The sequence below is a fragment of the Silvibacterium bohemicum genome, from assembly GCF_001006305.1.
Classification (GTDB): Bacteria; Acidobacteriota; Terriglobia; order Terriglobales; family Acidobacteriaceae; genus Silvibacterium; species Silvibacterium bohemicum.
This window is the reverse complement of the sequence record NZ_LBHJ01000004.1, coordinates 1-24,863: the sequence shown is the minus strand read 5'-3', so window position 1 is coordinate 24,863 and position 24,863 is coordinate 1. Positions and strand designations below refer to the sequence as shown.

The following is a 24,863-nucleotide window of genomic DNA, read 5'->3' as shown; positions in this document are numbered from 1 at the left end:
GCGGGCGGACATCCTTCCCGCTCTGAATGCGCCTTAATTCACGCGGTTTCAGGTGCTTACGCGCACTGACCAATTGGGCACGGGATTGCTTCCATCCCGCTGAGGTCCCCACTCGGAGAAGTGCCATATGTATGCAGACCTGAAATTCGCACTGCGGCAGCTGCGGAAGTCGCCCGGATTTGCCATCACCGCGATCCTCACGCTCGCGCTCGGCATCGGCCTGAACACGGCCGTTTTCAGCTTCATGGATGCTCTCGTGCTCCACCCGCTCGCCGTGCCGGACATGAGCCACGTCGTTACCGTGGAAGAAGAGGCTCAGGATCGCGCCGACGGCCAATGGGTCACCCTCGCGAACTATCAGGACTGGGGTGCTCAAAGCCGCTCTTTTGAAGACTTGGCGGTACGCGCGAATCGTGCGATGAGCCTGACCGAGGCCGGCGGCGCGACGCATATCGATGCAGCCGAAGTGTCCACCAATTTCTTTCAGGTCCTGCGCGCAACACCCATCATGGGCCGCGTCTTTCGTGCCGACGAAGCGCAACCCGGCCGCGACGCCGAGGCGGTGCTGAGCTTCAGCTTCTGGCAGCGCCAGTTTGGCGGCGACGCCGGCATCGTGGGCCGGAGCATTCAGATCAACGAGCGCGCATACACAGTGGTCGGCGTCATGCCGCGCACCCTGGCCTATCCCTCCGAAGCGGATATGTTCGTGCCCTTCGCTCCGGCCGCCGATCAAAGGCTGAACCGCAGCGCGCATGACTACCAGGTGGTGGGGCGGCTGCGCTCGGGTGTGACGGTTGCCCAGGCCCAGGCGGAGCTGCAGGGAATCGCCGTGCGCCTGGCTAAGGCCTATCCGGCGACCAACCTGGGGTGGGGAGTGAAGGTCACACCGCTGCTGGTCGCTGTGAGCGGCACGCTGACCCCGCTTTATTTCCGGATGGTTCTTGGCGCGACCGGCTTCGTGCTGCTGATCGTGTGCGCGAATATCGCCAATCTGCAATTCGCTCGCGGGCTGGGACGCCGCAACGAAATGGCGCTGCGAACTGCTCTCGGAGCTAAGCGCCTCCGGCTGCTGCGCCAGCTGCTGGCAGAGAGCGTGTTGCTGGGAGTGGCCGGAGCCGCTGCAGGGCTGTTGCTGGCAAAGCTCGATCTCCAGATCTGCCTCGCATTCATGCCCGAGCGCGTGGCTCGCTACGTCGCCGGTTGGGGACACGTCTCCTTGAATGGACGCGCTCTAGCTCTCTCCATAGTCTTGGCCGTCGTCGCGGGCATCGTCTCCGGAGTAGCACCCGCACTCGAAGCTCTGCGCGTGAATCTGGTCGACCAGTTGAAATCTGGCGGACGCACCTCCACCGGCTCGGGGAGCGCGCACCGGCTGCGGAATATCTTTGCCGTGTGCCAGATTGCACTGGCCGTGGCTCTGGTCATCGGCGCTGCGTTGATGGCTAAAGGCATGTGGGCCATGCTGCACATCGCCGACGTTCATGATCCGAAGCAGGTTCTCACCTTCCAGGGGCAATTGCCCGTGGAGCGCTACAACACACCGGCCAAGCAAGCGGCATGGTACGCAGACAGTCTCAGCCGGATTCGCGCGCTGCCGGGAGTGAAGACCGCCGCGCTCGCTACCTATCTGCCGGAAGGCAACGACGGCACCTGGCAGGACGACTTCCGGATCGACAACCGGGCACTGATCCCCGGGAAATCCCAAAGCGCCGCGCGCCTTTCCGTCAGCGGCGGATACTTCGACGCGCTGCACATCCCGCTGGCAGAAGGCCGCACATTTCGGGAGAGCGATGGATTGACTGCCGCGCCGGTCGCGATTGTGAGCCGCTCTTTCGCCGCACAGTATTTCCCCGGCACCACGGCGCTGGGGCACCGCATCAGGATGGGCGCGTCGCGCCACTCCGACGAGCCATGGATGACGATTGTGGGTGTGGCCGAGAACCTCGGCTATGACTGGACGAATCCGTCCGGATCTCTTGCCATCTATCTGAACTCCGCGCAGATTCCTCCCACGGGAACGAAGTATGTGGTGGTGGCCGAAGGCGATCCTCTGGCGTTGGCTCCCGCGGTGCGTAAATCGCTGGCGGCCATCGACGCCACGCTGCCGCTCGATGCGATGCAGACCTATGACGGCTATATCCGCGAGGCCCTCACCGGGCTCATGTACGTTGCCTCCATGCTGGGCGTCGATGCGGCGATTGCCTTGCTGCTGGCGGCGATCGGCATCTTCGGCGTGATGGCCAACCTGGTAGGCGAACGCCGGCGCGAAATCGGCATACGCTTCACCTTTGGAGCACGCCGCGGCGATGTATCGCGAATGTTTCTCGGCCGTGCTGGAAGGCTGGCGGCGATCGGCATCGCTGCCGGCGTGGTGATGGCCGCGGGCCTGGCCCGGCTGGCGGCCAGCCTCTTCTATGGAGTGCATCCGGGCGACCTCGCGATATTTGTAACCATTCCCGTCACAATTTTCGGAATCGCGCTGGCCGCCAGCTGGCTGCCCGTGCGCGTGGCCTCTTTGATCGATCCGGTGCAGGCCATGCGCGATCAGTAAGTCGCAATTCTGGCGAGAAGACTGCGCCGTAAAAGTGCGGGCACGAAGAATCCCAAGAGGCAGGAGCGGCAACCATGTGGCTGGATTTTAAATTTGCTCTGCGACAACTCAAGCGCTCCCCGGCGTTCGCCATCACCGCGGTGCTCACGCTGGCGCTTGGCATCGGCGCGAACATCGCAATCTTTTCTCTGGTGGATTCCATCATGCTCCGTCCGCTGCCTTATCCGCAGCAGGACCGTCTGGTGCGCATCTCGGGGATCTTCCCCAAGGGCTGGGTGAGGGAGCTGGGACGCCGCGCGAATGGTATTGCTTCCATCGGCGGATACGGCCCCAGCGCAGAGTCGAATATAGCCGGCAGCGGCGCATCTGAGCGCGTCTTCGGAGCGGAGGTTACAGCCAACATATTCGACACGCTCGGAATCCATCCTGCCATCGGACGATTCTTTCTGCCGGACGAGTCTGCTGCCGGTCAGGACCAGGTCATCGTCATCAGCAATGGATACTGGAGGCAGCACTTCGGCTCCGATCCGAGCGCGGTAGGACAGACCATCCGCGTCGATGGAATCTCGCGGCGAATTGTCGGCGTAATGCCCGAAGGGGTTCACTTCCCGTATTCCGAAACGCAGTTTGTCACGCCCGTCGCCTTCAAGGGCGGCGATACTATCGATCCATGGCGAATCTTCGATCTACGCGCATTGGGGCGATTGAAAGACGGCGTGACGACGCAGCAAGCCCAGGCCGAGCTGAACCGGTTGCATCCGCTGCTGCTGCCGCTCTTTCCCTGGCGGATGCCGAGCGAGTGGGAAGCGAAGACAACTGTAGTTCCGCTGCTCGATTCGCTGGTCGGCGATGTGCGTCCGCGCCTGCTGCTGTTATTTGCCGCGGTGGGGCTCATCCTGCTGATCGCGTGCGCCAACGTGGCCAATCTGATGCTGGCCCGGGCTGCGGGTCGCGAGCGCGAGATCGCAATTCGCGGAGCGCTCGGCGCATCGGCGTGGCGTCTGATGCGACAGTTCCTCGCCGAAAGCGTGCTGCTGGGTGCGCTGGCCGGAGCGGTGGGACTTCTCGCCGCAACCGGCGGCCTGAGGCTGCTGGCGCGCATCCTTCCTTCCGATACTCCGCGGATGACAAATCTCGGCTTGCACTGGCATGTCTTCTTATTCGCCGGTGCAGCGTCGCTCCTCGCTGGCCTCCTGTTCGGACTGGTGCCTGCGCTGAAAATGACTTCGCCCGATCTGCAGGATTCACTGCGCTCGGGCAGCCGCAGCGTGGCGGGAAAAGCGTCGCAGTTCCGCACCGCGATGCTGCTGGTGATGGGACAGATCGGCCTGTCGGTCATGGTCATTACTGCGGCGGGCCTGATGCTGCATAGTTTGTATCGACTGTCGCGTGTCGATCCGGGCTTCCAAACCGGCAACCTGATGACGGCGGAAGTTTCGTTGGATTCGACGGCATGCGCACAGCAGGGCCGCTGCCAGGCTTTCTTCGATACGCTCTTGAATCAGTTGCACGGCGTTGCCGGAAACCAGGGCGTCGCTCTCAGCGATTCGCTGCCGCTCACCGGTCTCGCGGACAACTATGTCTACGATGCCGAAGGGCATCCCCGAGACGCGCGCCAGGAGGCCATGCAGGCCACGGCGCGAACTGTCTCTCCCGGCTACTTCGCCACCATGGGCATGCGGCTCTTGCGAGGACGCCTGCTTGACGATCAGGATGCCTCCGGAGCAAGCCGCGCCGTCGTCATCAGTCAGCACATGGCCGAGATCCTGTGGCCGCACCAAGACCCGCTTGGCAGGCACATCAACAACGTGCGCGATGAGGCCCAGCCGGGAATATGGAATGTCAGCATGGGCGCAATCGTCGTGGGAGTTGTGAGCAACACGCACGAAGGCAGCCTGGCTGACGACTTGGGCGACGAGGTATATCTGCCCATCACTCCGGCGAACGAACAGCCGGCCATGTATGTGCTGATGCGCTCGCGTGCCGGTGTACAGGATGCGGCGGCTTCGCTCCGCGAGGCCGTGGCGAGCATCGATCCCCTGGTCCCGGTGACGCGAGTGCGCAGCATGGAGGAAGTGGTCGAGATCTCCGACTCCGCATCGCGTTCGCTAACCTATCTGCTTCTCGGCTTCGGCGCGCTCGCCGTGCTGATCGGTGTGATCGGCGTCTACAGCCTGATCGCATACATCGTAAGCTGGCGGACTCGTGAGATCGGCATCCGGCTCGCGCTCGGCGCGCAGAGAAGACAGATCATGGCCGGCGTGATGAAGCAGAGCTTGCTGCTCGCATCCGGCGGCTGCCTTATCGGACTCGCGGCCTCCGCCATCGCAGCGCAGTCTCTGCGCAGCTTTCTCTTTGGAGTAAATGTGATCGATCCAGTTACATTTTGTGCCGTCCCGCTGCTGATGGCTCTGTCCGCGCTCATAGCTGCATGGATTCCGGCACGGAGAGCAGCATCGGTCGACCCCATCGAGGCATTGCGCAGCGAGTAGCAGCTCGTGCTCACAGGCTGCTGCAAAACCATTTGAAATTCGGAGTGACGAATATGTTGGATGACCTGAAGTTTGCTCTGAGGCAGTTGCGCAAATCGCCCGGATTCACCCTGACCGCGGTGCTGACTCTGGCCCTTGGCATCGGCGCGAATACCTCGATTTTCTCTCTGCTGGATCAGGCGCTTCTGCGCGCACTGCCCGTGCGCGAGCCACAGCAGCTGGTGTTGCTCGAAAACACCGGCAAGGCCTGGAACGGCCGCACCTCCAACAATGGCGGAGACGAGGGAGCTTACTTCTCTTACCCCATGTACAAAGATCTGCGCGACCAGAACAGGGTCTTCGACGGTCTGATCGCCATGTTGCAAACAGAAGCCGGAGTCGTATGGCACGAGCGCTCCGATCTGGTCGAAGCCGAGCTGGTGAGCGGCAACTACTTCGATGTCCTGGGCGTGAAGCCCGCAGCGGGACGACTTCTCGTGCAGGCCGACGACGTGTCAAAGAATGGAAATCCGGTTGTCGTCCTCAGCTTCGACTACTGGAAAAATCATCTGGGCGAAGACTCGCGCGTGATCGGGCAGACCATTGCCGTGAACGGACATCCTTTTCAGATTCTCGGCGTCGCATCTCCCGGCTTCGACAGCGCGATCTGGGGATCGCCCGCCGACATCTTCGTGCCCATGACCATGAAGCCGATCGTCACCCCGAACTGGGACGATCTCGACAATCACCGCTCGCGCTGGCTGAACATCCTGGGGCGCCTCAAGTCTGGCGAGACGCGGGAACAGGCGCAGGTCGCGATCGCCCCGCTATGGCATTCGCTGCGTGCCGCAGAGCTGCTGTCAATGGGTTCCACATCCAAGCGCTTCGTGGATGGTTTTGTCACCAACAGCCACTTGCTGGTGAATGACGGCTCCAGGGGATTTTCCTATTCGCGCGACAGCCTCCGCACGCCCTTGCTCGTCGTCATGGGCATGGTGGTGCTGGTGGTGTTGATGGCCGCCGTCAATGTGGCGAGCCTGGTGCTGGTGCGCTCGGCAAGCCGCTTGCGTGAATTTTCGATGCGTTATTCGTTGGGCGCGCCACGCGGGAGGGTTATCCGGCAACTGCTCATCGAAGGACTTTTGCTCGGCGTGTTAGGCGGCGTCGTCGGTTTGATTTTGGTCCCGATTGCCACCCGCATCTTGGTCAGTAGGATGACCAGCGGTGCGGGCCAGCCGCCGTTCTCCACCAGCGTCGACGACCGCGTGCTGGCCTTCAACTTTGCTGTCGCCCTCGGCGTGAGCCTCTTGTTCGCGCTCGCGCCCGCATTGCAATTGTGGAAGCCGGACCTGGTCGGCCAGATGAAGCAGCAAAGTGCGGCAAGCACCGGCGGAAGCCTCACCTTCCGGCGCATCACCGTCGGACTGCAGATTGGATTGAGCCTGCTGCTGCTGGTCTGCTCCGGCCTGTTCGTGCGGACGCTCAAGAATCTTCATAACGTCGATGTAGGATTCGCGACCGATCATCTGATCACCTTCGGGGTTAATCCCAACCTCTCCGGATATCCCGCCAACGCCCTGTTGCCGCTGCACAAAAATATTCGCGAACAACTGGCCGGCATACCGGGAGTCGTAAGCGTGGCCGCGACCGACGATCCCGAGTTGGCCGACAACGGCGAGGGCTCGAACATCAGCATCCAGGGCTACACCGCGCGCGAAGACGAGGACACGCATGTCGAGGTGCCCATCGTCACTCCCGGCTACTTCGCCACGCTGAAGGTTCCGATGTTGGCTGGCCGTGAATTCAATGAGACCGACGACGCTGCCCACCCCAAGGTAGTCGTAATCAACGAGGCGCTCGCCAAACGCTTCTTCGGCACTCCGCAGCAAGCACTCGGGCGAATGCTGGGCTCGGGCGGAGGCAACGGCGTCAAGTACGATCTGCAGATTGTGGGCGTGGCGCGCAACTACATTCATCGCGGCATGAAGGATCAGGTGAAAGAAACGATGTATTCGCCTTTCGCCCAGGACACACCGCTTTCGGGAACCAGTTATTACCTGCGGACTTATCAGTCTCCCGAGATGGCGATCGGCGAAGTTCGCCGCACCTTAGCCAGGATCGATACCAAGTTGGTTGCGGATAACCTAGCCACGATGGACGAGAAAATCGAAGAGAACATCAGCGACGACCGCATGATCGGCTTGCTCGCGGTGAGCTTCGGCGCGTTGGCCACACTGCTTGCCGGCATCGGACTGTATGGCGTGCTCGCGTATGCCACCGCACAGCGCACCCGCGAGATCGGCGTGCGCATGGCTCTGGGCGCGGATCGGGCCGGCATCGTGAAACTTGTGCTGCGCGATGTATTGAAGCTGGCGGGGATCAGCATTGCGGTGACGATTCCTCTGGCGCTGCTGGCCACACGGCTGCTCAAGAGCCAGCTCTTCAATGTGTCCAACGCTGACCCTATGGTCTTCCTGCTCGCCATGAGCCTGATTGCCGTGGTCGCCGTCGTCGCGGCATCGCTGCCGGCGCGACGGGCTGCCAATATAGAACCGATGAAGGCTTTGCGCAGCGAGTAGGCCTAGACAATCTCTGCGATAGGCTTCTTAAAGATGTAACTGTGATGGAGACGAGTATGCTGAACGATTTCAGATATGGCGTGCGGCAGTTGCATCGGAGCCCGGGCTTTGCGCTCGCGGTAGTGGTTACTCTGGCCTTGGGCATCGGCGTCAATACCGCCGTCTTCAGCATGGTGGATGGCTTTCTGCTGCGGCGCCTGCCTTACCCGCAGCCTGATCGGATTGCTGCGCTCTTCACGCACGCTGAGGGCGCCGACAACGGCCGCCACTGGATTGACGAAGACGATAGCCACGGCACCTACGACTGGCGCATGGTGCGGGAGCAAGTTCCAGCGGTCACAGCCGCTGCCTATGAGGGGCAAGTCGATGCGACGCAAGGCGGCGTGAACCTCGAAGCCGGCGTAGATAGCGGAGGCGCGGTTCGTTTCGTTCACGCGACCGCCGTCACGGCACACTACTTCGAAGTGTTGGGGATACGTCCGCTCTTAGGCCGCGACTTTCTCGAGGAGGAAAGCCGCGTTGGCGGTGCAAAGGCCGTCATCCTAAGCAATGACCTCTGGCAATCGACCTTCCGCGGCGACCCTGGCATCCTAGGCAAGTCAATCGAGGTGAAGGGCGCGCCGTACACCGTGGTTGGTGTGCTGCCTGCCAACACTGTCACACCACAAGCGGGCAGCGACCTGTGGACCTCGCTCCAGCCAGGTGACGGCGAAGGAGCATGTGGAGGCCATGATTGCGGCATCCTCATGCGATTGAAACCTGGCGCGACCTGGGAGCAGGCCGCGGCGCAGCTGTCACGCATTGAGGCCCATCCCGATAACCAATCGAAATCGGCGAAGGCGTGGATCTATGCGCAGCCTCTCCAGCGATCCATGGGCAGCCAGAGCAAGCCGAAAGTCCTGGTGCTCATGCTGGCGGTAAGCTTCATCCTGCTCATAGCCTGCGCCAATCTCGCAGGATTAGCCATGGTGCGCATCTCGCGCCGCACCCAGGAGATCGCCACGCGCATGGCGCTGGGGGCAACGCGTGCTGCGCTGCTGCGCCAGCTTTGGATCGAAAACCTGCTGCCCGCTGTATTCGGCGCGCTCACCGGGCTGATGTTCGCCGCGATCATTCTGCAAGGGCTGCAGAACTTCCTGCCACCCAATCTGATCCCGATGGGAGGACTCTCAATTGATGGACGCGTGCTGTGCTTCACTGCAGCCGCAACCTTTCTCACCACGCTGTTGTTCGGCGCACTGCCCGCCCTGGCGACGCGACGCGTGGATCTTCGTTCGTCCATCGCATCGAACAGCCATTCCATTGCGGGCGGCACCGGATCTCTTCGCCGCGCTCTCATCGTCGCGGAAGTGGCTTTGACTGTGGTGCTGGTTGCAGCCGCAGGTTTGCTTGTCCGCACGTTGGCGCATCTTGAAACCATGCCTCCAGGCTTCGATTCGCAGAATGTAATGACTGCCAAGGCCTCTCTCGATGACGCGCGCTATAAAACTCCTGCGGCGTTTCAAGCTCTCCTGAAGAAGAGCCTCACCGTGATGCGCCAAATTCCCGGTGTCGAAGCAGCTGCCGTAGGTCTGAGCGTGCCTTATGAGCGCGGACTCAACTGGGGTATCCGCGTCCTCGACGGAAAACATGCCGGCGCAGAGAGCGGAACGAGCCTGGTCTACGTCACTCCCGGATATCTTTCCGCATTCCGCATCCCGCTGCTCTCCGGCCGAGATATTCTCGATAGCGATTCCGCAGCGAGTGAGCCCGTGATCATCGTCAATGTTTCCTTCGCAAAGAAGTTTTTTGGAACCAGTGACGTTTTGGGCCGCCACATCGGTCTTCTGATGGGCTCGAAGGGCGGCAATCCGCGGTTCACGATCATAGGCGTGGTTGGCGATGTGGCAAAGGCGTCCGGCATGAGTCCGGTCGGGCCGCTTGGCACCGAGCCGGTCTTCTATGTGCCGGTGGAGCAATTTCCAACGGAGGCACTGCTGGCAGCGCACACATGGTTTCAGCCCTCCTGGATCGTCCGCACTCGCAGCCAAGTGGCGGGAATCGCCGGTGAGATGCAGCAGGCGATGGCTGACGCCGATCCCAACCTGCCTTTCTCCGGCTTCTATTCCATGGATGACCTCATGAAGCAGGAGCTGCAGATGCAGCGCGTGGAAGTGCTGCTTCTCAGCGTGCTGGCCGGATTGGCACTGCTCCTCTCTGCCGTCGGAATTTACTCGCTGGTGTCGAATCTCGTTCTGCAGCGCACGCGGGAGATCGGCATCCGCATGGCCTTGGGATCGTCAGCGGTACGCGCGATGGCGCAGATCAGTCTTTCCGGCCTGCTGGCTGCAGGCCTGGGACTTGTTGTCGGCATGAGCCTGTCCTTCGCGGCGCTGCGTGTTCTGCGAAGCGAGATCTACGGCGTAGGCGTCTACGATCCCGTGACGCTACTGGGAGCTCCTCTCCTGCTGGCCTTCGTTGCCCTGATCGCAACCATCCTGCCCGCTGCGCGCATCATGCGCATCGATCCCGCAACAACTTTGCGAGTGGAATAGTCCTTATATGTAAGTGAATCAGTTTGATCCAGCCGGAGTAGTCCCATCAAAAACCGGCTGGCCTGCGTTCCTTATAAATAAGACTTATAGCTCGCCTCGTGGATTGATGATATGGGGCGAGTGCGCCTACGCATGGGTAGCTGAATCAGTATCTGTGAGAGTTGCAAATTACTACTTCTGCACTATGCCTCACTTTCCCCAATAAACACTGCTTATTAATGGCCTCATGAAACGCTGATAGCAGTGTATTTTCTCCTTGTATCGGTAGATGGGTTGACCTACGTTGGGTCATGGCAATCGCGATTGCGCTTTTTCATCCCGCGAAACTTTGCGAGGAACCTTCAAGCAATTGTCAGAGTTGTTGATCTGACGGCTCTCTAGCTGTCGCCATTCGTTCAAAAGCCCAAGACAACGAAAACATAAAAACCCACTCAAGACCCCTTTGGAGGCTTTACCTATGTCATTCCGAAGCAGGAATATCTTTCCATCCGGTTTGTTATTGGTAGTGAGCATTGTTCTTATGTCCCCCACCCTGCGTGCACAGACCTTTCGAGGAAGCATCAATGGTGTCGTTACTGACCAGTCCGGAGCCGTCGTTGCCGCCGCTCAAGTGGAGGCAACCGATGTGGCCACCGGCATTGCGCATACGACTATCACTTCCAGCGGTGGTGAATTCTCATTTCAGGATCTGCCCCTCGGTTCCTACTCGGTAAGTGCAACGGCCAGCGGCTTCCAGAAGATCAAGGTCGACAAAGTTCCAGTTACAGCTGGAACGGTATATACCTTGCCCATCAAGCTCGGCGTGGCTCAAACCGCAACCACGATTGAAGTCAATGCAGCGGCACTTACGCTCGACACCACCTCAACAACGCAGACTGCCGGCGTAGGCGGAAAGCCGCTGCAGGATACTCCCCTCAACGGCCGCGATTTTACGCAGCTCATTATCCTCTCGCCCGGCTTTTCCAACTCCGGCGCCGGCGGTTTTGGATCGCTGAATGGTACACGTGCCAACCAGATCAACTGGCAGATCGACGGTATCGATAACAACGATCTATGGCACAACATTCCGGCGGTCAATCAGGGCGGCGTTTCCGGCATCGCGGGCATTGTCTTGCCTATCGACGCAGTCGATCAGTTTTCGGCGCAGACGCAGGCCTCTCCGGAGTCAGGGCGTAACCCAGGCGGCAGCGTCAACCTCTCGCTGAAGTCGGGAGGCAATCAGCTTCATGGAAGTCTCTACTACTACAATCGCAACGAATTCTTCGGCGCAACGAACCCATTCACCGCTCCGGTAAAGCAGGAAGTTCGCAACTATAACTATGGATTTTCTGCCGGCGGCCCGTTCATCAAGGACAAGCTCTTCTGGTTCACGACTTTTGAGCATCAGCGCTTCACCATCGGCGTTCCGAACAACGCGACTGAGCCCACGCAAGGTTACCAATCAGCAGCAGAAGCCACGCTCGCGAAGTTCGGTGTTCCCGTCAACCCTTTATCTGCAAAGTTGCTCAGTACGTTGTGGCCAGCCGATGCGGTCGGCGCGGGTCCTGCCAGCCCGAATAACTACACCAGCACCCAGCCCGAATATGGATACAGTTACAACGGGCTCGCCAAAGTTGATTACACCATCAACGATAAGAACAGCCTGACCGCGCATTGGTTTGTGGGCCAGGGAAATCAGGTTGCGCCGGTCACCGGCTCGTCTCTCTTTTATTACTATGAAGTCGCTCCCATCCACGTGCAGAATTATGCGATCGTCTACAACCACGTCTTCACGCCGACGATCACCAACCAGGTCTTGGCTGGGGTGAATTACTTCAACCAGGTCTTCAACGATTTCAATAACAGCTTCGATTCGGCTTCGCTCGGACTGGTCACAGGGTCCGGACTTGCTGGCTCGCCCAATATTCAGATCTCCGGCTTCGACCAGGTTGGTCTTACTCCTCCCGAGGGCCGCAACGACATAACCGGCCACCTCACCGACGATCTCTCGTGGACCGTAGGCAAGCATCAGTTCAAGTTCGGAGGAGAGTTTCGCAAGGCGCAGCTCGACGAGTTCTATCACCGGCATGCGCTCGGTAGCTTCATCTTCGATGGCACGCAGGGACCGACACCGCAGGCGTTGAATCCGGCCACCGGCCTCCCCGCTGTTGCGTGGGATAGCGGAGACCCGCGCGTCGATGCGCTGTCGGATTTCCTTGCGGGAAATCTGAAGACCGGTTCGATCGCTTTGGGCGATCCCGATCGCCAGGTCTTCGTGAATACTCTTGATTTCTTCGCTCAGGATTCCTGGCAGCTCAGCCCAAAGTTCAACGTCAACTATGGTCTTCGCTGGGACTACGAAGGCCCTCTGCATAATCAGTACAAAAACCTGTCGGTCTTTCGTCCCAATCTTGGCGGCATCGTATATCAAGGCGCGGGGATCGATAGTCTTTACGATTCAACCTACACTGACTTCAGTCCGCGCTTTGGCTTCTCTTATCAGGTCACTCCGAGCACGGTTGTACGCGCTGGCGCCGGCTTGTACTTCGACACTCCCAACCTGAATCCCTTCCTCGACAATCGTCCTGGCAACGGTGCTCCGAATGGTGTCGAAGGCAATCCGGGCGGCCCGAATCCGGTCGTGACAGCAACCGCCGTACCCCAGACACTGATGTCCGGAGTCGACCCATTCACCCAGGGCACTCCATCCAACAGCCTGTTTTCCATCGCCAAGAATTTTGTTCCTTCTCGGAATGTGAACTATAACTTCCAGGTGGAACAGAGCCTCTCGAACAAGCTTGTAGCGCAGATCGGCTACGTCGGCAGCGAGGGACGTCATCTGCTTTCAATTTTGGACATCAACCAGGCCGCGTTAAGCAGTGTTTACTCGGCGCCAGGGTTCGCCTGCCCTGCAGCTTTCACACCGCAAAACTGCAGCCGTCCGTACTTCTCTCAGTTTCCCAACGACACTTTCATCAACCAGATCGAGAGCATCGGAACTTCAAATTACAACTCGCTTCAGGCGACCATTCGTGCCTCGGGCTATCACGGACTGACGCTGCAGGCCGCTTATACCTGGTCGCACAGCTTTGACGAAGTCACCGCTTATCGCGGCGCTCTGCCGCAGGACAGCACGAACTTCAAAGGTGATTACGGTCCCAGCGATTTCGATAACCGGAATATATTCGACACCCTGATTACATACGAAGTTCCCGGATCTCAGCACTGGAAGCCATTGACCAAAGGCTGGCAGTTGAACAGCCTGATGACCTTCCACGGCGGCTTGCCCTTCTCGGTTTATAGCTCGGCAGATACGTCCGGAACCGATGACGGCAATCAGCGCGCGAATCCTGTTGCAGGCGTCGATCCCTACGCCGGCTTCCGCAAGGGAGGCGTGGGTGTGAACTGGCTCAATCCAGCAGCTTTTGCGGATGCGCCCGCGGGTACTTGGGGAACAACGAGCCGCAATGCATATTACGGCCCAGGCTTTGGGGACGTCGATTTCTCCGTGTTCAAGAACACGCCAATCGGAGAGAGAGTTACGACACAGTTCCGCGTCGAGATGTTCAACCTCTTCAACCGCACCAACTATGCTCCGCCACTCAATGGCAACTTCAACCCTTCGTATACGCAGGACAATGCGCTCACACTCTTCACCACCATCGGCAGCTTCAACGGTGCTCCCGGCATCGGTGCTGGCGAGCCTTTCAACACGCAGCTGGCTCTGAAGATCATCTTCTGATCCGCTGCTTTCAACCGCTGTTCAAGCGCCTGTAGACAAACAGGCGCTTTGGACTGTCTCAATATCGTTTACCGAAATGCTGGAGTCGAGATGAGCTTTTCAAGGCGTGATTTTCTGATGCGAGTAGGGCAGGCTGGCGGCTTCGGCGCTGCCTTCATCACCATGCAGCACCTGGGCCTGATGCCCATGCCGGAGGCTTTGGCCGAGACTGGACTTGAGCTCGCTGCGGGTGGTGGAACCAAGGTGGTGATTCTGGGCGGCGGCATCGCCGGCTTAGTCGCTGCTTACGAGATGGGCAAGGCTGGATATTCCTGTACGGTGCTCGAGGCGCGCAAACGCCCGGGCGGACGCAACTTTACTGTACGCAACAGCACCAAGATTGAATTTACCGACGGCACCGTACAGACTGCGAACTGGGACGACTCCAGCTATTTCAACGCCGGTCCGGCGCGGCTTCCCTCCATCCACAAAACCATGCTCGGCTATTGCAAAGAGCTGGGCGTGCCTCTCGAAGTAGAAGTAAATACTTCGCGCTCTTCACTCCTGCAAAACGACGATGCCTTCGGCGGCAAGGCGATCGAACAGCGGCAGGCCATCAACGATACGCGCGGCCACGTCTCCGAGCTTCTCGCCAAATGCATTCAAAGCAACGCTCTCGATCAGCAGATGACCAAGGAAGATCATGAGCGAATGCTTGCATTCCTTAAAATCTATGGCGATCTGCAGCCCGATTACTCCTATACCGACTCGGAGCGCAGCGGCGTAGACAAGCTGCCCGGCGCGGGTCCTGACGATGAAGTACTTCGCGCGCCGCTCGCCATGCATTCGCTCCTCGACGCCGATTTTTGGCAGGGAATGATGTATGAAGAGATATTCGACATGCAGGCGACGATGTTCCAGCCAGTAGGTGGAATGGATCGCATCCCGTATGCTTTCGCCGCGAAGCTCGGCGATATCGTGCAGTATGGATGCCCCGTCAAGGAGATTCGCAAGACCACAAACGGTGTAAAGGTGAGTTACGCCGACCCATCGGGCGCAGTCAAGATGATCGAAGCCGATTACTGCATCTGCGCGCTGCCCATCACCATTCTGAAGAATATTCCGAATGACTTTTCGCCGCGCGTCAAGCAGGCGATCGCCGAAGTTGGATACGACCATGCCTACAAGGTCGCATGGGAGTCGCGCCGCTTCTGGGAACAGGACTATAACCTCTACGGCGGCCTTGGATTCGTTGTAAAGGGCCCGGTGAACATGCTCTGGTATCCAAGCGCCAAGATCTTTTCCGAAAACGGTGTATTGATTGCGGGCTACGGCGTGGAAAACCAATCGGACTTCGCCAAGCTGCCCGATATCCAGGCGAAGTTCGAAGCATCGCGCGCGGCAGCCGAGAAGCTGCATCCGGGACACGGACATGAGTTGAAAAACCCCATGTACATGAACTGGGGGATGATGCCCTATAACCTCGGTTCATGGGTCGGCGCCGCGCCGAACTTCGTACGCAATCGCCGCGCAGGGTACTACGATGGCGCCTATAAAGAATTCATCCAGCCGGACGACCGCATTTTCTTCTCTGGAGATCACTGCAGCCGCATCATCGGCTGGCAGGAGGGTGCGGCGCTCGCATCGCACCGCGCCACCAGGATGATCTCCGAGCACGTAAAGATGGCACGGCTCGCCGGCTCAACGACCACACACGATGCTTAAGAAAAAAGGAACGATGATGACTTGGAAGCAGGGAATTGAAGCGGCAGCAGTCGCCGCGATGTGTGGAGCTGGACTCTCGATGCAAGCACAAACCAAGGTCACGCATATCCAGAAGAAGGATCGCCTCTGGCCTCGGCGGTATGGGCTGGAGACACGCTCTACGTAAGCGGCCAAATCGCGTCTCCGGTCACTCCCGCCGATCCAGCCAAAGGAACGCAAGCCGTTTACGGAGATACCGAGGCGCAAGCCAACAGCGAGTTCCTGAAGATACAGGACATCCTGAAAGAACAGGGCCTCACGCTGGGAGATGTCGTGAGCATGCACGTCTTCATGGCAGGCGATCCGGAGAAGGGCAACAAGCTGGACTTCGCCGGGCTGCAGAAGGCCTATCTCAAATACTTCGGAACCGCCGATCAGCCCAACAAGCCCACCCGCGCAGCCATGCAGGTGGCGGCGCTCGCGGCTCCCTGGGCGCTGGTCGAAATTGAAGTGATCGCGGTGCGTTCTAAATAGCGCATCTCCGCGAGAAGAAAAAGTCCCGGCCATGGGCGAAGGCTTATGAAAAAGCCGCAGACCATGCACCACAGAGGACACAGAGATATTCACCTAATATCTTCCGCAAAGACGCGAACGCATCATCAAAAACCTCTGTGCTCTCCGTGTCCTCTGTGGTGAATGTGCTTTAACCGCGAGAGCGCAGCTGGACGGCCATCCTACTCTTGAATCCGCCGATGCATCCCTTTGCGAACTTAGCGTCTTAGCGGTGAAATTCATCTCAAAAAGAAAGTCGCAGAGCATGCATTACAGAGAACCCGGAGGTCACAGAGACTTTTTCCGCAAAGACGCGAACGCATCATCAAAGACCTCTGTGCTCTCCGTGCCCTGTGGTGAAGGTCCTTCAGCGCGATGCACCGGAAGTCCGCGAAAGCGCAGCAGCCCGGACGGCCAGTTGCGCTGCTACGATAGACAGGATGATTCGCCAGGAAATTTGCAACAGATGAAGACCCGTTGGTTAAGCTGGTCGAGTTTTGTATTTGCCCTTCTGCAAAGCCTTTGTACAGCCGTATTGACCATCAGCGGTGTACGTGTGCTCATCGGGCTGGGAGCTCTGGCCGCTGCTGCAGGCACTGATGCGCCCGCCGCAGGATGGCACCGCGATGCCATCCGCATACCGATGATGGTGCTCGCGCTTGCCGGCACTCTGGTGAATCTTTATGTGATCTGGAGAGTGCGCAACTTACGCAGCCGGCCGGCCGCGCAGTGGCGGGTTCAGCTGCCCACCGCGAAAGAGATACGCTCCGAACGCTGGCAGATCTTTCTAGCCGCGGTTACATTGATTCTTCTCGCTGCCGAGTGGCAAATTCATCACATGCTTCATCATCCGCACCACGGCTGATCGCGCACCCATCAAGCCGGCTCGGGATATTCATGCTTCAGCACATCGTCGAGACGCGCGTGCAGTCTCTTGCTGAAGTCCACCGGCAGCTCGAAGACGCGATCATCGGCCATCAGGATAATGATGTTCCTCGTTGAGTCGAGGATCGCCGAGCAGATTTCGCAGGTCGCGAGATGGCGTTCGACATTGGCACGCACTTCAGGATCGAGTGCGCCGTCGATGTATCCAGAGATGTGGTCCCACACGTGCCGGCATTTCAGAACCATGGCGTCCTCCGGAACAACGATCGCTTGCGGGGACGATCGGAAGTCGATTTCGAGCTTGCTTTGATCGCGCGGTTGAGCTGAGGAGCAAGCCTCTTCTGCAGCAGCATGCGGGCACGGTGCAACCGTACTTTAACCAGGGCCGATGAAATGCCCAGTAGATGGGCCGTGTCGAGGACGCTGCACTCCTCCACGTCACGCAGCGTTACGATTTCGCGATACGTATCGGGCAATTCCGCAACGGCCTGCTGCACCAGCTCGCGGATTTCCTTCCGCTCCAGCAGTGCCAAGGGAATCTCATTCCAATCGGTCAACGCTGCCGGTGTAAAGTCGGCATTCTCTTCGCGCTGCTCGTCCAGAGAATCCACAATTGTGCGGTTCTCTTTGCGCAGCCGGCCGCGTGCTTCGTTCAGCGTGATCGCGATCAGCCAGGTGCTGAATTTGGCGTCGCCGCGAAAGCTGCCCAGCTTGCGGTAAGCCTTCAGCACCGCATCCTGGACAACATCTTCCGCTTCTTCCGCATTCTTCACCAGGGCAAAGGCCGTGCGGAAGAGCTGCGACTCATAGGGAAGAATCAGAATGTGAAACTTCTCGCGATCGCCGGCCAGGATCGCCGCGATCAGCGCTGCTTCCGAGCTGTTCTGTGCGTCGGCTCCCAATGTTTCGGTCGCGGTCATACCGCGGTCTTATTCCTCCTGGCAATCAGCGCATCCAGAGAGAATAGACCCGCGCCGAAGACGAGAATGATCAACGAGGCAAAAAGAAAAGTAAAGGGATCGGCAATATAAAACTTGCCCGGATCGCTGAACACCGAACCGAGCGCCTCGCGGTCGGCCGTGACATAAGCGACGAACATATTTCCCGCCAGCAACAAGCTGATCAGGCGCGAACCCAGTCCCACGATGAGCAGGATGCCTCCGACGAACTCAAGCATCGAAATGGCCGGCGCCATGACCGCGGGGGCGGGGATATTGAGGCTCACAAAAAGGTCTTTCACTCGGCCGATGTTGTGCAGCTTGCCCCAACCTGTCTGTGCGAACTGCCATCCCCAGTAAAGCCGCACCAGCAGCAGAAAGGGGGACTGTAGAAAATCGGCGTAGTGCGCAAAACGGCCACAGAGGCCCGAAATTCCGGAGCTGTTCCGGGAAGATAATGCAGTGCTGCTCATAAATAACCTCTCTTATTGAATGAACCAGCCAAGCGCCGCCCAGGACGCAAAGGCCCGCTGGAGAAATTCTCCCTGATCGTCTTCCGCAATTGCGCTGTCCGCAAGGGCTGCATCGATGGCTGTGCCTATGGGTGCTCCCGCAAGAAGCGACTGAAGAAGCGTGTAGTCCTCGCGGCCGAGCCGTTTGTAGTAAACGGAATTTTCGTGGCGATGCACGGCCAGGTAAATCTGCTCCGGCCTGAGCATGGCCACACGCCGCACATGCCGGCTTTTCCGGCTGATGCTGGCGTTGTTGCTCGAAGCATCGCTGCTTCCGCTCTCGCTGCGCAGCTCGATGAGCAGATCTTCGACCGGATAGCGCAGCTCCACGAGACGAAGATACGGCTGCAGTCGCAGCTGCGAATTCTCGTCGATCGATGCCAGGTCGTCGGGATCGAGCAGAGGAAGCTGCGCAGAGTCGAACGCCTCGATGTGCGCCCACTCCAGGCGCACCATATCCATTGCGAGATCGCGTTGCTGCTCCCGATTTTCCGCGTCCAGGTATTCAGGATGCTCGGTCAGCCAGGCCTCGAGTTGTGACCCAAGGTTGCGCAGCGAAAACGATTGCGAAGGCCGCTCGGTCAGATAATCTCGCATCAGGCGGTCGAACTTCTTCTGGCCGAGAATCGCCTTCAGCCCCGAAAAATCTTCCTCGAAAGAAGAGTAAAGACGAAACCAATACTGGCGGTTATAAATCTCCAGTCGCTCGAAGGAACTCAGCCGGTCATTCGGTTTGATGAGGGCATCGGCTTCCGCCGTATTCGACAACCCATCGCGGCGTTTGCGCGGCATGGTCTCGTTGCCGGTGAGCGGATGCATGATGGCCGCGGCCACTCGCCGTTGCAGCTCGAGCAGCTCGCTCATCGCATCGCTCCTTCCAGAGCAGGTTCAACCGCCGGAGCGTCCAATTTAGCCTTCGCAGCATCGAGGAATCGCGTCGCCTTCAGCGCCTCGGCGTGGACCTCATCGAAGGTCGGGATATTGTCGTCCCATTCCAGCAGCGTGGCCGTCGGTCCTGCACGCTCGATGGTCCGTGCATACAGCTGCCACACCGGTTCGAGCACCGGGTGATCGTGCGTGTCCAGAATATATTTCTCGAACTTCGAGTGCCCCGCGATATGGATCTGCGCGATGCGCTCAGCCGGGACGGCATTCACATACGTGAAGGGATCGAAGCTGTGATTCTGAGATGAGACATAGATATTGTTCACGTCGAGCAGAATCCCGCAGTCGGCGCGCTCGACGACCTCATTCAGGAATTCCCACTCCGTCATCTCCGAGACGTGATATTCGGCATAGCTCGAAACGTTCTCGACGACAACTGGGATCTCGAGGGTATCCTGCACATGGCGGATGCGGTCCGCGGTGACCTTGACCGCTTCCCAGGTGTACGGCATGGGCAGCAGATCGTGCGTATAGCGGCCGTCTACCGATCCCCAGCAAAGGTGATCGCTGAGCCAGGGCGTTTTCGTACGTCGAACAAGAGTTTTAAGCCGCTTGAGATGCTCCGGGTCCGGATCGCTCGCGGAACCGAAATACATGGATACGCCGTGCTGCACCACCTGGTACTGGTCGAGAATTTTATCCAGCACCTCGAGCGGGCGTCCGCCGTCGATCATGTAGTTCTCCGAGATAATCTCGAACCAGTCGACGAGAGGCTTCCTGGTCAGGATGTGCTGATAGTGCGGAATGCGCAATCCGATTCCGACGCCATACTCGGTGAAGCCATTGAAGCGATTTGCGGGCACGGGGAGAACTCCACAAGTTAAAGAAGATCGCTGTAGGTGAAAGGGCCAGCCCGGAACAGATCTGGCCCTGGAAAAAAATCGTGGGAGTTGAAGTTATGCGGAGGGGTGCTTGGAGCCGTCGGTGGCGCAGCCGCCCTTGCCCTTGCAGCTGTTCTTGCCCTTGCAGCCATTGTCGCTGCTCTTGCAGCCGCCCTGGCCCTTGCAATCATTCTTGCCTTTACAGGAGTGCTTGGTGGTGTCCTGATTGAGCGAAGAGCTTCCGAACGACGCTTTACCCACCTTGACGACGGGGTTGGTGGTGGTCTGCGAGGTGGCTGCCTGCATAGTCGCAGCGCCACTCAGCATGCCGGAGACCGCCGCGGCAACCATCAGGGTCTTCATTGAGTGCTTCATATTGTCATTCCTCCATATTGAGGCCTAAGACCTAGCGCAAAGCGCCGGTGGGAAGGCCGTCTACCGCATAGGACTACGGTAGCGCGACTAAGGTTACAGCATTCGACATGTATTTTTGTGAAAGATTTTCTGCCCGTAAACAACACAAAAATCTATAAATCCGATCTTTCGCGGGCTTCGTTCTTTCATTCCTTTTTTGCACAATGTCCAATGCTGGACGCCTTATCCAGATTTGGCGCCGGCACTGCTGCCGCGAGACCCGTTACGGTTGGGATAAGAGGGCAAAAGCAACGATTGTAGTGCCATGAAAGCCAGAGTCGCCCTCAGCCTCAGCGTTGAGCGAGTCTTCGAGCGGTGACCAGTCCATATTCAATTCCGCCGCCACAATCTCCTGCTCACTTGCGCCGTCGAAACAAAGCTCGCAGACACCAATGCCGTCTTCCGAGCGTATGGGAGGTCCGAAGACCCTGCAGGTCATCGGACGCGCCGCGTAAAGATCGCAGGTTCCAGTCGTCGGATCGAGCACCGGGCAAGGCTCGTCGTTGGCGAAGTCCTCGAACGCATCTTCTTCGGAGTCGTAAAGAATACCCGTGGCCGGATCGCCGGGAAATTGAGCGGATAAGCGAAGTCTGGATTGCTCGGCGCGAGAGCGAACCGCAAGCGCCCGTTCTGGATCGGATTGCTCCAACTCGCGCAAGCCCGCGCGCAGACGCAACGCATCAAGCTGGCTGAGGGCGAAGACGCCATGGCAACACTGCGTGCATCCCGGACGGCACTTCAACCACGTGCCCGATCGGCGCGCCGCATCCGCCGACGCAGCGTCCACGATCTGCACCAGCTCGGCATCCGCACGCAACAACATAACAACAGAATAGACCAGCCGAATAGACCATCCCAAGACGCGGCATGCAAGATGACAACCACGTCATTTGTGCATGCTACTTTTTGCTTAGAGCCTCTGATAACCGATTGCACAAATGGCTTGTATCAGCGCACAGCTTTGATTCGCTCATGACTCGGTCTGTCGGGAAGCCAGATCATGGTGGACGGCTGAAGATCGCCGTCATTCTGACGACCGTAGGGAGGAGGAATCTCAGCGATCTGCGCGTATCAACTGCGTTGAGAAGGACGGCCTTGTGGAGAGATGAGGAGTGTTTTTGAATTCTCCAATTTAGATTTATGCAACTAGCCCCGGTCATATTCCGCGCTAACTGGAGGAGGCAAGTATTGCCTCGGCGAGCGCGTCGTGCAATGGTGGTCTCTTTATTGGCCATTGCTGGAGTTATTCTCGGCATCTCTGTCGAAAGCGCCGCGTACGGCCAGGATAACTACGAGATTCAGGTCTACGGCTCGGACACCGTCGCTCCCAAGACCACGATGCTTGAATTGCACAGCAACTTCACTGCCGACGGCAGCAAGCCGCTGCCCGGTTCTAAATTTGCAGCCGACCGGCTCTATCCCACCGATCACGCCGAGCATGAAACGGTGGAAATCACGCAGGGCATCAACAGCTGGTCCGAGGTGGGCTTTTATATCTTCACCAGCGCGCGCGACGGCGATGGCTGGCAATGGGTCGGTGACCACATCCGTCCGCGCGTGAGGGTTCCGGATAGCTGGCATTGGCCCGTGGGCGTGAGCTTGTCCACCGAGATCGGCTATCAGAGGCGCGACTTTTCGACCGACACATGGACCTGGGAGATTCGCCCCATCATCGATAAGAGCATCGGCCGCTGGTACTTCACTGTGAATCCAGCGCTCGAGCGCTCCTTTCATGGCCAGAGCGTCAGCGAAGGAGTGGGATTTTCTCCTAACGCCAAATTCAGCTACGACTTCAACAAATACATCTCCGGCGGCCTCGAATACTATGCCGATTACGGATCGCTGCACGGCTTCTATTCACTTCACAATCAACAGCAGCAGTTTTTTCCCGCCGTCGATCTCAACGTCTCGCCGAACTGGGAGATCAACTTCGGCGTCGGCGTCGGGCCCACCGCGAGCACCGATCATCTGATCGTGAAAGCGATTGTCGGGAGACGCTTCGATTGGACGCATCATCGCGCGGGCGGCTCGGAAAGCACACAGTAGTCTCATGCATAGAATGAACCGGCGTGAATTCATCGCGAAGTCCTCCGCAGCCGCGGGCTTGTTGGCTGCCTCAGGCCAGCGCAGGCTTTGGGCGCAAACTCCGGCCGATGTCCGGTTGGAGATTGCTCCGCTCAAGCTTGAGATCGCCCCCGGCAAGCATGTCGAGACCATTGCCTACAACGGACAGGTGCCGGGACCGCTCATCCGCTGGCCGGAGGGCAAGCCCATTACCATCGACGTGACGAATCGCACCGATGTTCCGGAGATCGTGCACTGGCACGGACTGTGGATTTCCTCCGATCAGGACGGCGCGATGGAAGAGGGCTCGCCGATGATCGCGCCTGGTGGACAGCAGCGTTACAGCTTCACGCCGCGTCCTTCTGGCCTGCGCTGGTATCACACCCACACCTACGCCGGACACGACCTGAAGCGAAGCTCGTTCACCGGCCAGTTCGGATGTTTCTATATCGAGCCACGGAACGAGCCCGGCGCATACGATCAGGAAGTTTTTCTCACCCTGCACGACTGGAACGCCTACATGGGTGCGGCGACCGATGCCTCGATGGACGCCTCCTACGAGCACGCGACCATCAACGACCGCGTGCTGGGTGCGGGCGCGCCGATCCAGGTGAAGCAGGACCAGCGTGTTCTCTTCCGCATCGTCAATGCCAGCGCGACAATAACGCACTGGCTGGCGCTTGCCGGTCATTCGATGACAGTGATCGCACTCGACGGAAATCCTGTGCCGGTACAGGCTCGTGTCTCAGCCATTCGCCTTGCTCCGGCTGAACGCGCCGAGGTTATCGTCGAGATGAACCAGCCCGGAGTGTGGGTGCTGGGCGAGACGCGCGCGGACATTCGCAAATCGGGCATGGGCATCGTCATCGAATACGCCGGGCAGCAGGGCGAGCCCAGGTGGGCCGAGCCGCAGGAGACGCTATGGGACTACCGATCCTTCGCGCACCCCGAGCCAGCCAGCGCGCAGCCCGACCAGCGTGTGCCTCTGCTCTTCCAGTCGAAGTTTCGCGGCCACGGCGACTTCGATTACTGGACCATCAACGGCAAGTCCTATCCGAAGACCGACACACCGATGCTGCAGGAAGGGAAGCGCTATCGCCTCGCCATGCGCAACAAAAGCTCGGACGATCATCCTGTCCATCTTCATCGCCATACCTTCGAGGTGACCAGCCTCGATGGCAAGCCGCTCTCCGGCCTGCGCAAGGATGTGATCGTGGTCTCCGCGAACTCCACCGCTGAAGTTGATTTCGTCGCAGCCAATCCCGGCCCCACGCTCTTCCACTGCCACCAGCAGAACCACATGGACTTCGGTTTCATGATGCTCTTCCGCTACGCCTGACCGGTTGCCGCTGATCTATGATCTCGGTGTATGCGAAACAAGATCGAGATTGGCCCCGAAGACCGCATTTTTGTTTTGACCGGCGCAGGAGTAAGCGCCGAGAGCGGGCTGCCCACCTTTCGCGATAACGGCGGGCTATGGAATGGCTATCGCGTCGAAGAGGTCGCGACTCCGGAGGCCTGGCAGGAGAATGCGGAGCGTGTGTGGCGCTTCTACGCGATGCGTCGCAAGGATGGCTTGCAATCCGAGCCTAACCCGGCCCACATCGCGCTCGCTCATCTCGAAGAACAACTCGGCGATCGCCTCTTTCTCTGCACCCAGAACGTGGACGATCTCCACGAGCGCGCCGGCTCGAAGCGCGTGCTCCACATGCACGGTGAGCTCTTCCGCTCCCGCTGTTCGCGCGAGTGCGGTCGCGAAGATTTCGCCGACCAGGGCATTTATGAAACTGCAAGCGCCATCCCGCGCTGCGAATGCGGCGGTCGAATCCGTCCGCACATCGTCTGGTTCGGCGAGATGCCGCTGTCCATGGACCTGATCTTGAACGAACTCGATCGCTGCACCGTGCTGCTCGTCGCCGGATCTTCCGGCACCGTGCATCCCGCGGCCAGCTTCGCGCAATGGGCGCAGCGTCGCGGCGTTCGAACCTTCTACGTTGGCCCGGAGAGACCGATCAATGCCGATCTCTTCACAGAAATCTTTCTCGCCAAGGCCGGCGAAGCCTTACCCTCCCTCTTCGATATTCTTGCTTAATACAAACCGGGTGCCAGAAGTGCCTGTCATTCTTGTATCTATGAAGGATCGACAGTTTAGGTAGAGACTGTTGAGGTGGGGGAGCACTTTGTATTGCTCCC

At 59.1% G+C, this 24,863-nt stretch carries 18 protein-coding genes; 11 read left to right on the top strand and 7 right to left on the bottom strand.

Translation table 11 applies throughout. The features are described 5' to 3' along the window. Nucleotides 1-127 precede the first annotated feature (127 nt). The 8 genes from XX99_RS10685 (at nt 128) to XX99_RS10650 (ending at nt 16,956) form a co-directional block, all read left to right on the top strand. Nucleotides 128-2,551, top strand: coding sequence for an ABC transporter permease (locus XX99_RS10685; protein WP_050059402.1), 2,424 nt, complete (start codon nt 128-130; stop codon nt 2,549-2,551). A 74-nt stretch (nt 2,552-2,625) separates the two neighbouring features. Next, on the top strand, nt 2,626-5,043 hold the full coding sequence (locus XX99_RS10680) for an ABC transporter permease (protein ID WP_050059401.1): 2,418 nt from the start codon (nt 2,626-2,628) through the stop codon (nt 5,041-5,043). A gap of 53 nt (nt 5,044-5,096) precedes the next feature. After that, a complete protein-coding gene (locus XX99_RS10675; RefSeq protein ID WP_050059400.1) occupies nt 5,097-7,601 on the top strand; it encodes an ABC transporter permease in 2,505 nt (834 codons plus the stop codon). A gap of 56 nt (nt 7,602-7,657) precedes the next feature. Continuing rightward, nucleotides 7,658-10,135 carry an ABC transporter permease gene (locus tag XX99_RS10670; RefSeq protein WP_231581269.1) on the top strand — a complete coding sequence of 826 codons (2,478 nt, stop codon included), beginning with the start codon at nt 7,658-7,660 and terminating at the stop codon, nt 10,133-10,135. Nucleotides 10,136-10,655: 520 nt separating this feature from the next. Then, nucleotides 10,656-13,856 carry a TonB-dependent receptor gene (locus tag XX99_RS10665; RefSeq protein ID WP_050059399.1) on the top strand — a complete coding sequence of 1,067 codons (3,201 nt, stop codon included), beginning with the start codon at nt 10,656-10,658 and terminating at the stop codon, nt 13,854-13,856. Between the two features lie 90 nt (nt 13,857-13,946). Next, entirely contained in the window at nt 13,947-15,560 is a 1,614-nt protein-coding gene (locus tag XX99_RS10660; protein WP_050059398.1) for a flavin monoamine oxidase family protein, read from the top strand. Nucleotides 15,561-15,620: 60 nt separating this feature from the next. After that, nucleotides 15,621-16,073 (top strand): Rid family hydrolase, encoded by a 453-nt coding sequence (locus tag XX99_RS10655; protein ID WP_156185931.1) that lies wholly within the window; start codon nt 15,621-15,623, stop codon nt 16,071-16,073. A gap of 484 nt (nt 16,074-16,557) precedes the next feature. Then, on the top strand, nt 16,558-16,956 hold the full coding sequence (locus tag XX99_RS10650; protein ID WP_050059397.1) for a hypothetical protein: 399 nt from the start codon (nt 16,558-16,560) through the stop codon (nt 16,954-16,956). A gap of 11 nt (nt 16,957-16,967) precedes the next feature. On the opposite strand, the gene XX99_RS10645 is transcribed toward XX99_RS10650, so the two are convergent. From XX99_RS10645 to XX99_RS10615, 7 genes are all read right to left on the bottom strand, one after another. Next, nucleotides 16,968-17,222, bottom strand: a complete 255-nt coding sequence (locus tag XX99_RS10645; protein WP_050059396.1) for an anti-sigma factor family protein — start codon at nt 17,220-17,222, stop codon at nt 16,968-16,970. Next, complete coding sequence (locus XX99_RS10640) at nt 17,213-17,896, bottom strand: sigma-70 family RNA polymerase sigma factor (RefSeq protein WP_050059395.1); 684 nt, start codon at nt 17,894-17,896, stop codon at nt 17,213-17,215. Before XX99_RS10640 ends, XX99_RS10645 begins: the two co-directional genes overlap by 10 nt. Further along, nucleotides 17,893-18,387: a DoxX family protein gene (locus XX99_RS10635; protein ID WP_082125472.1), complete on the bottom strand. Its 495-nt coding sequence runs from the start codon at nt 18,385-18,387 to the stop codon at nt 17,893-17,895. The genes XX99_RS10640 and XX99_RS10635 overlap by 4 nt, the downstream gene beginning before the upstream one ends. Before the next feature lie 12 nt (nt 18,388-18,399). Continuing rightward, a complete protein-coding gene (locus XX99_RS10630) occupies nt 18,400-19,290 on the bottom strand; it encodes an HvfC/BufC family peptide modification chaperone (protein ID WP_050059394.1) in 891 nt (296 codons plus the stop codon). Continuing rightward, nucleotides 19,287-20,174, bottom strand: a complete 888-nt coding sequence (gene bufB, locus XX99_RS10625; protein ID WP_050059393.1) for an MNIO family bufferin maturase — start codon at nt 20,172-20,174, stop codon at nt 19,287-19,289. Before bufB ends, XX99_RS10630 begins: the two co-directional genes overlap by 4 nt. Before the next feature lie 93 nt (nt 20,175-20,267). Beyond that, a complete protein-coding gene (locus tag XX99_RS10620; RefSeq protein WP_050059392.1) occupies nt 20,268-20,567 on the bottom strand; it encodes a hypothetical protein in 300 nt (99 codons plus the stop codon). Between the two features lie 262 nt (nt 20,568-20,829). Beyond that, a complete protein-coding gene (locus tag XX99_RS10615) occupies nt 20,830-21,465 on the bottom strand; it encodes a YkgJ family cysteine cluster protein (protein WP_231581267.1) in 636 nt (211 codons plus the stop codon). Between the two features lie 329 nt (nt 21,466-21,794). On the opposite strand from XX99_RS10615, the gene XX99_RS10610 reads away from it, so the two are divergent. From XX99_RS10610 to XX99_RS10600, 3 genes are read left to right on the top strand one after another with little or no spacing between them, the layout of a single operon-like run. Beyond that, nucleotides 21,795-22,652, top strand: coding sequence for a hypothetical protein (locus XX99_RS10610; RefSeq protein ID WP_231581265.1), 858 nt, complete (start codon nt 21,795-21,797; stop codon nt 22,650-22,652). A gap of 13 nt (nt 22,653-22,665) precedes the next feature. Beyond that, nucleotides 22,666-24,009, top strand: coding sequence for a multicopper oxidase family protein (locus tag XX99_RS10605; RefSeq protein ID WP_082125471.1), 1,344 nt, complete (start codon nt 22,666-22,668; stop codon nt 24,007-24,009). Nucleotides 24,010-24,039: 30 nt separating this feature from the next. Continuing rightward, the gene (locus XX99_RS10600) at nt 24,040-24,762 is read left to right on the top strand and encodes an SIR2 family NAD-dependent protein deacylase (protein WP_082125470.1); all 723 of its coding nucleotides are present in this window, start codon (nt 24,040-24,042) and stop codon (nt 24,760-24,762) included. Nucleotides 24,763-24,863: the final 101 nt, after the last annotated feature.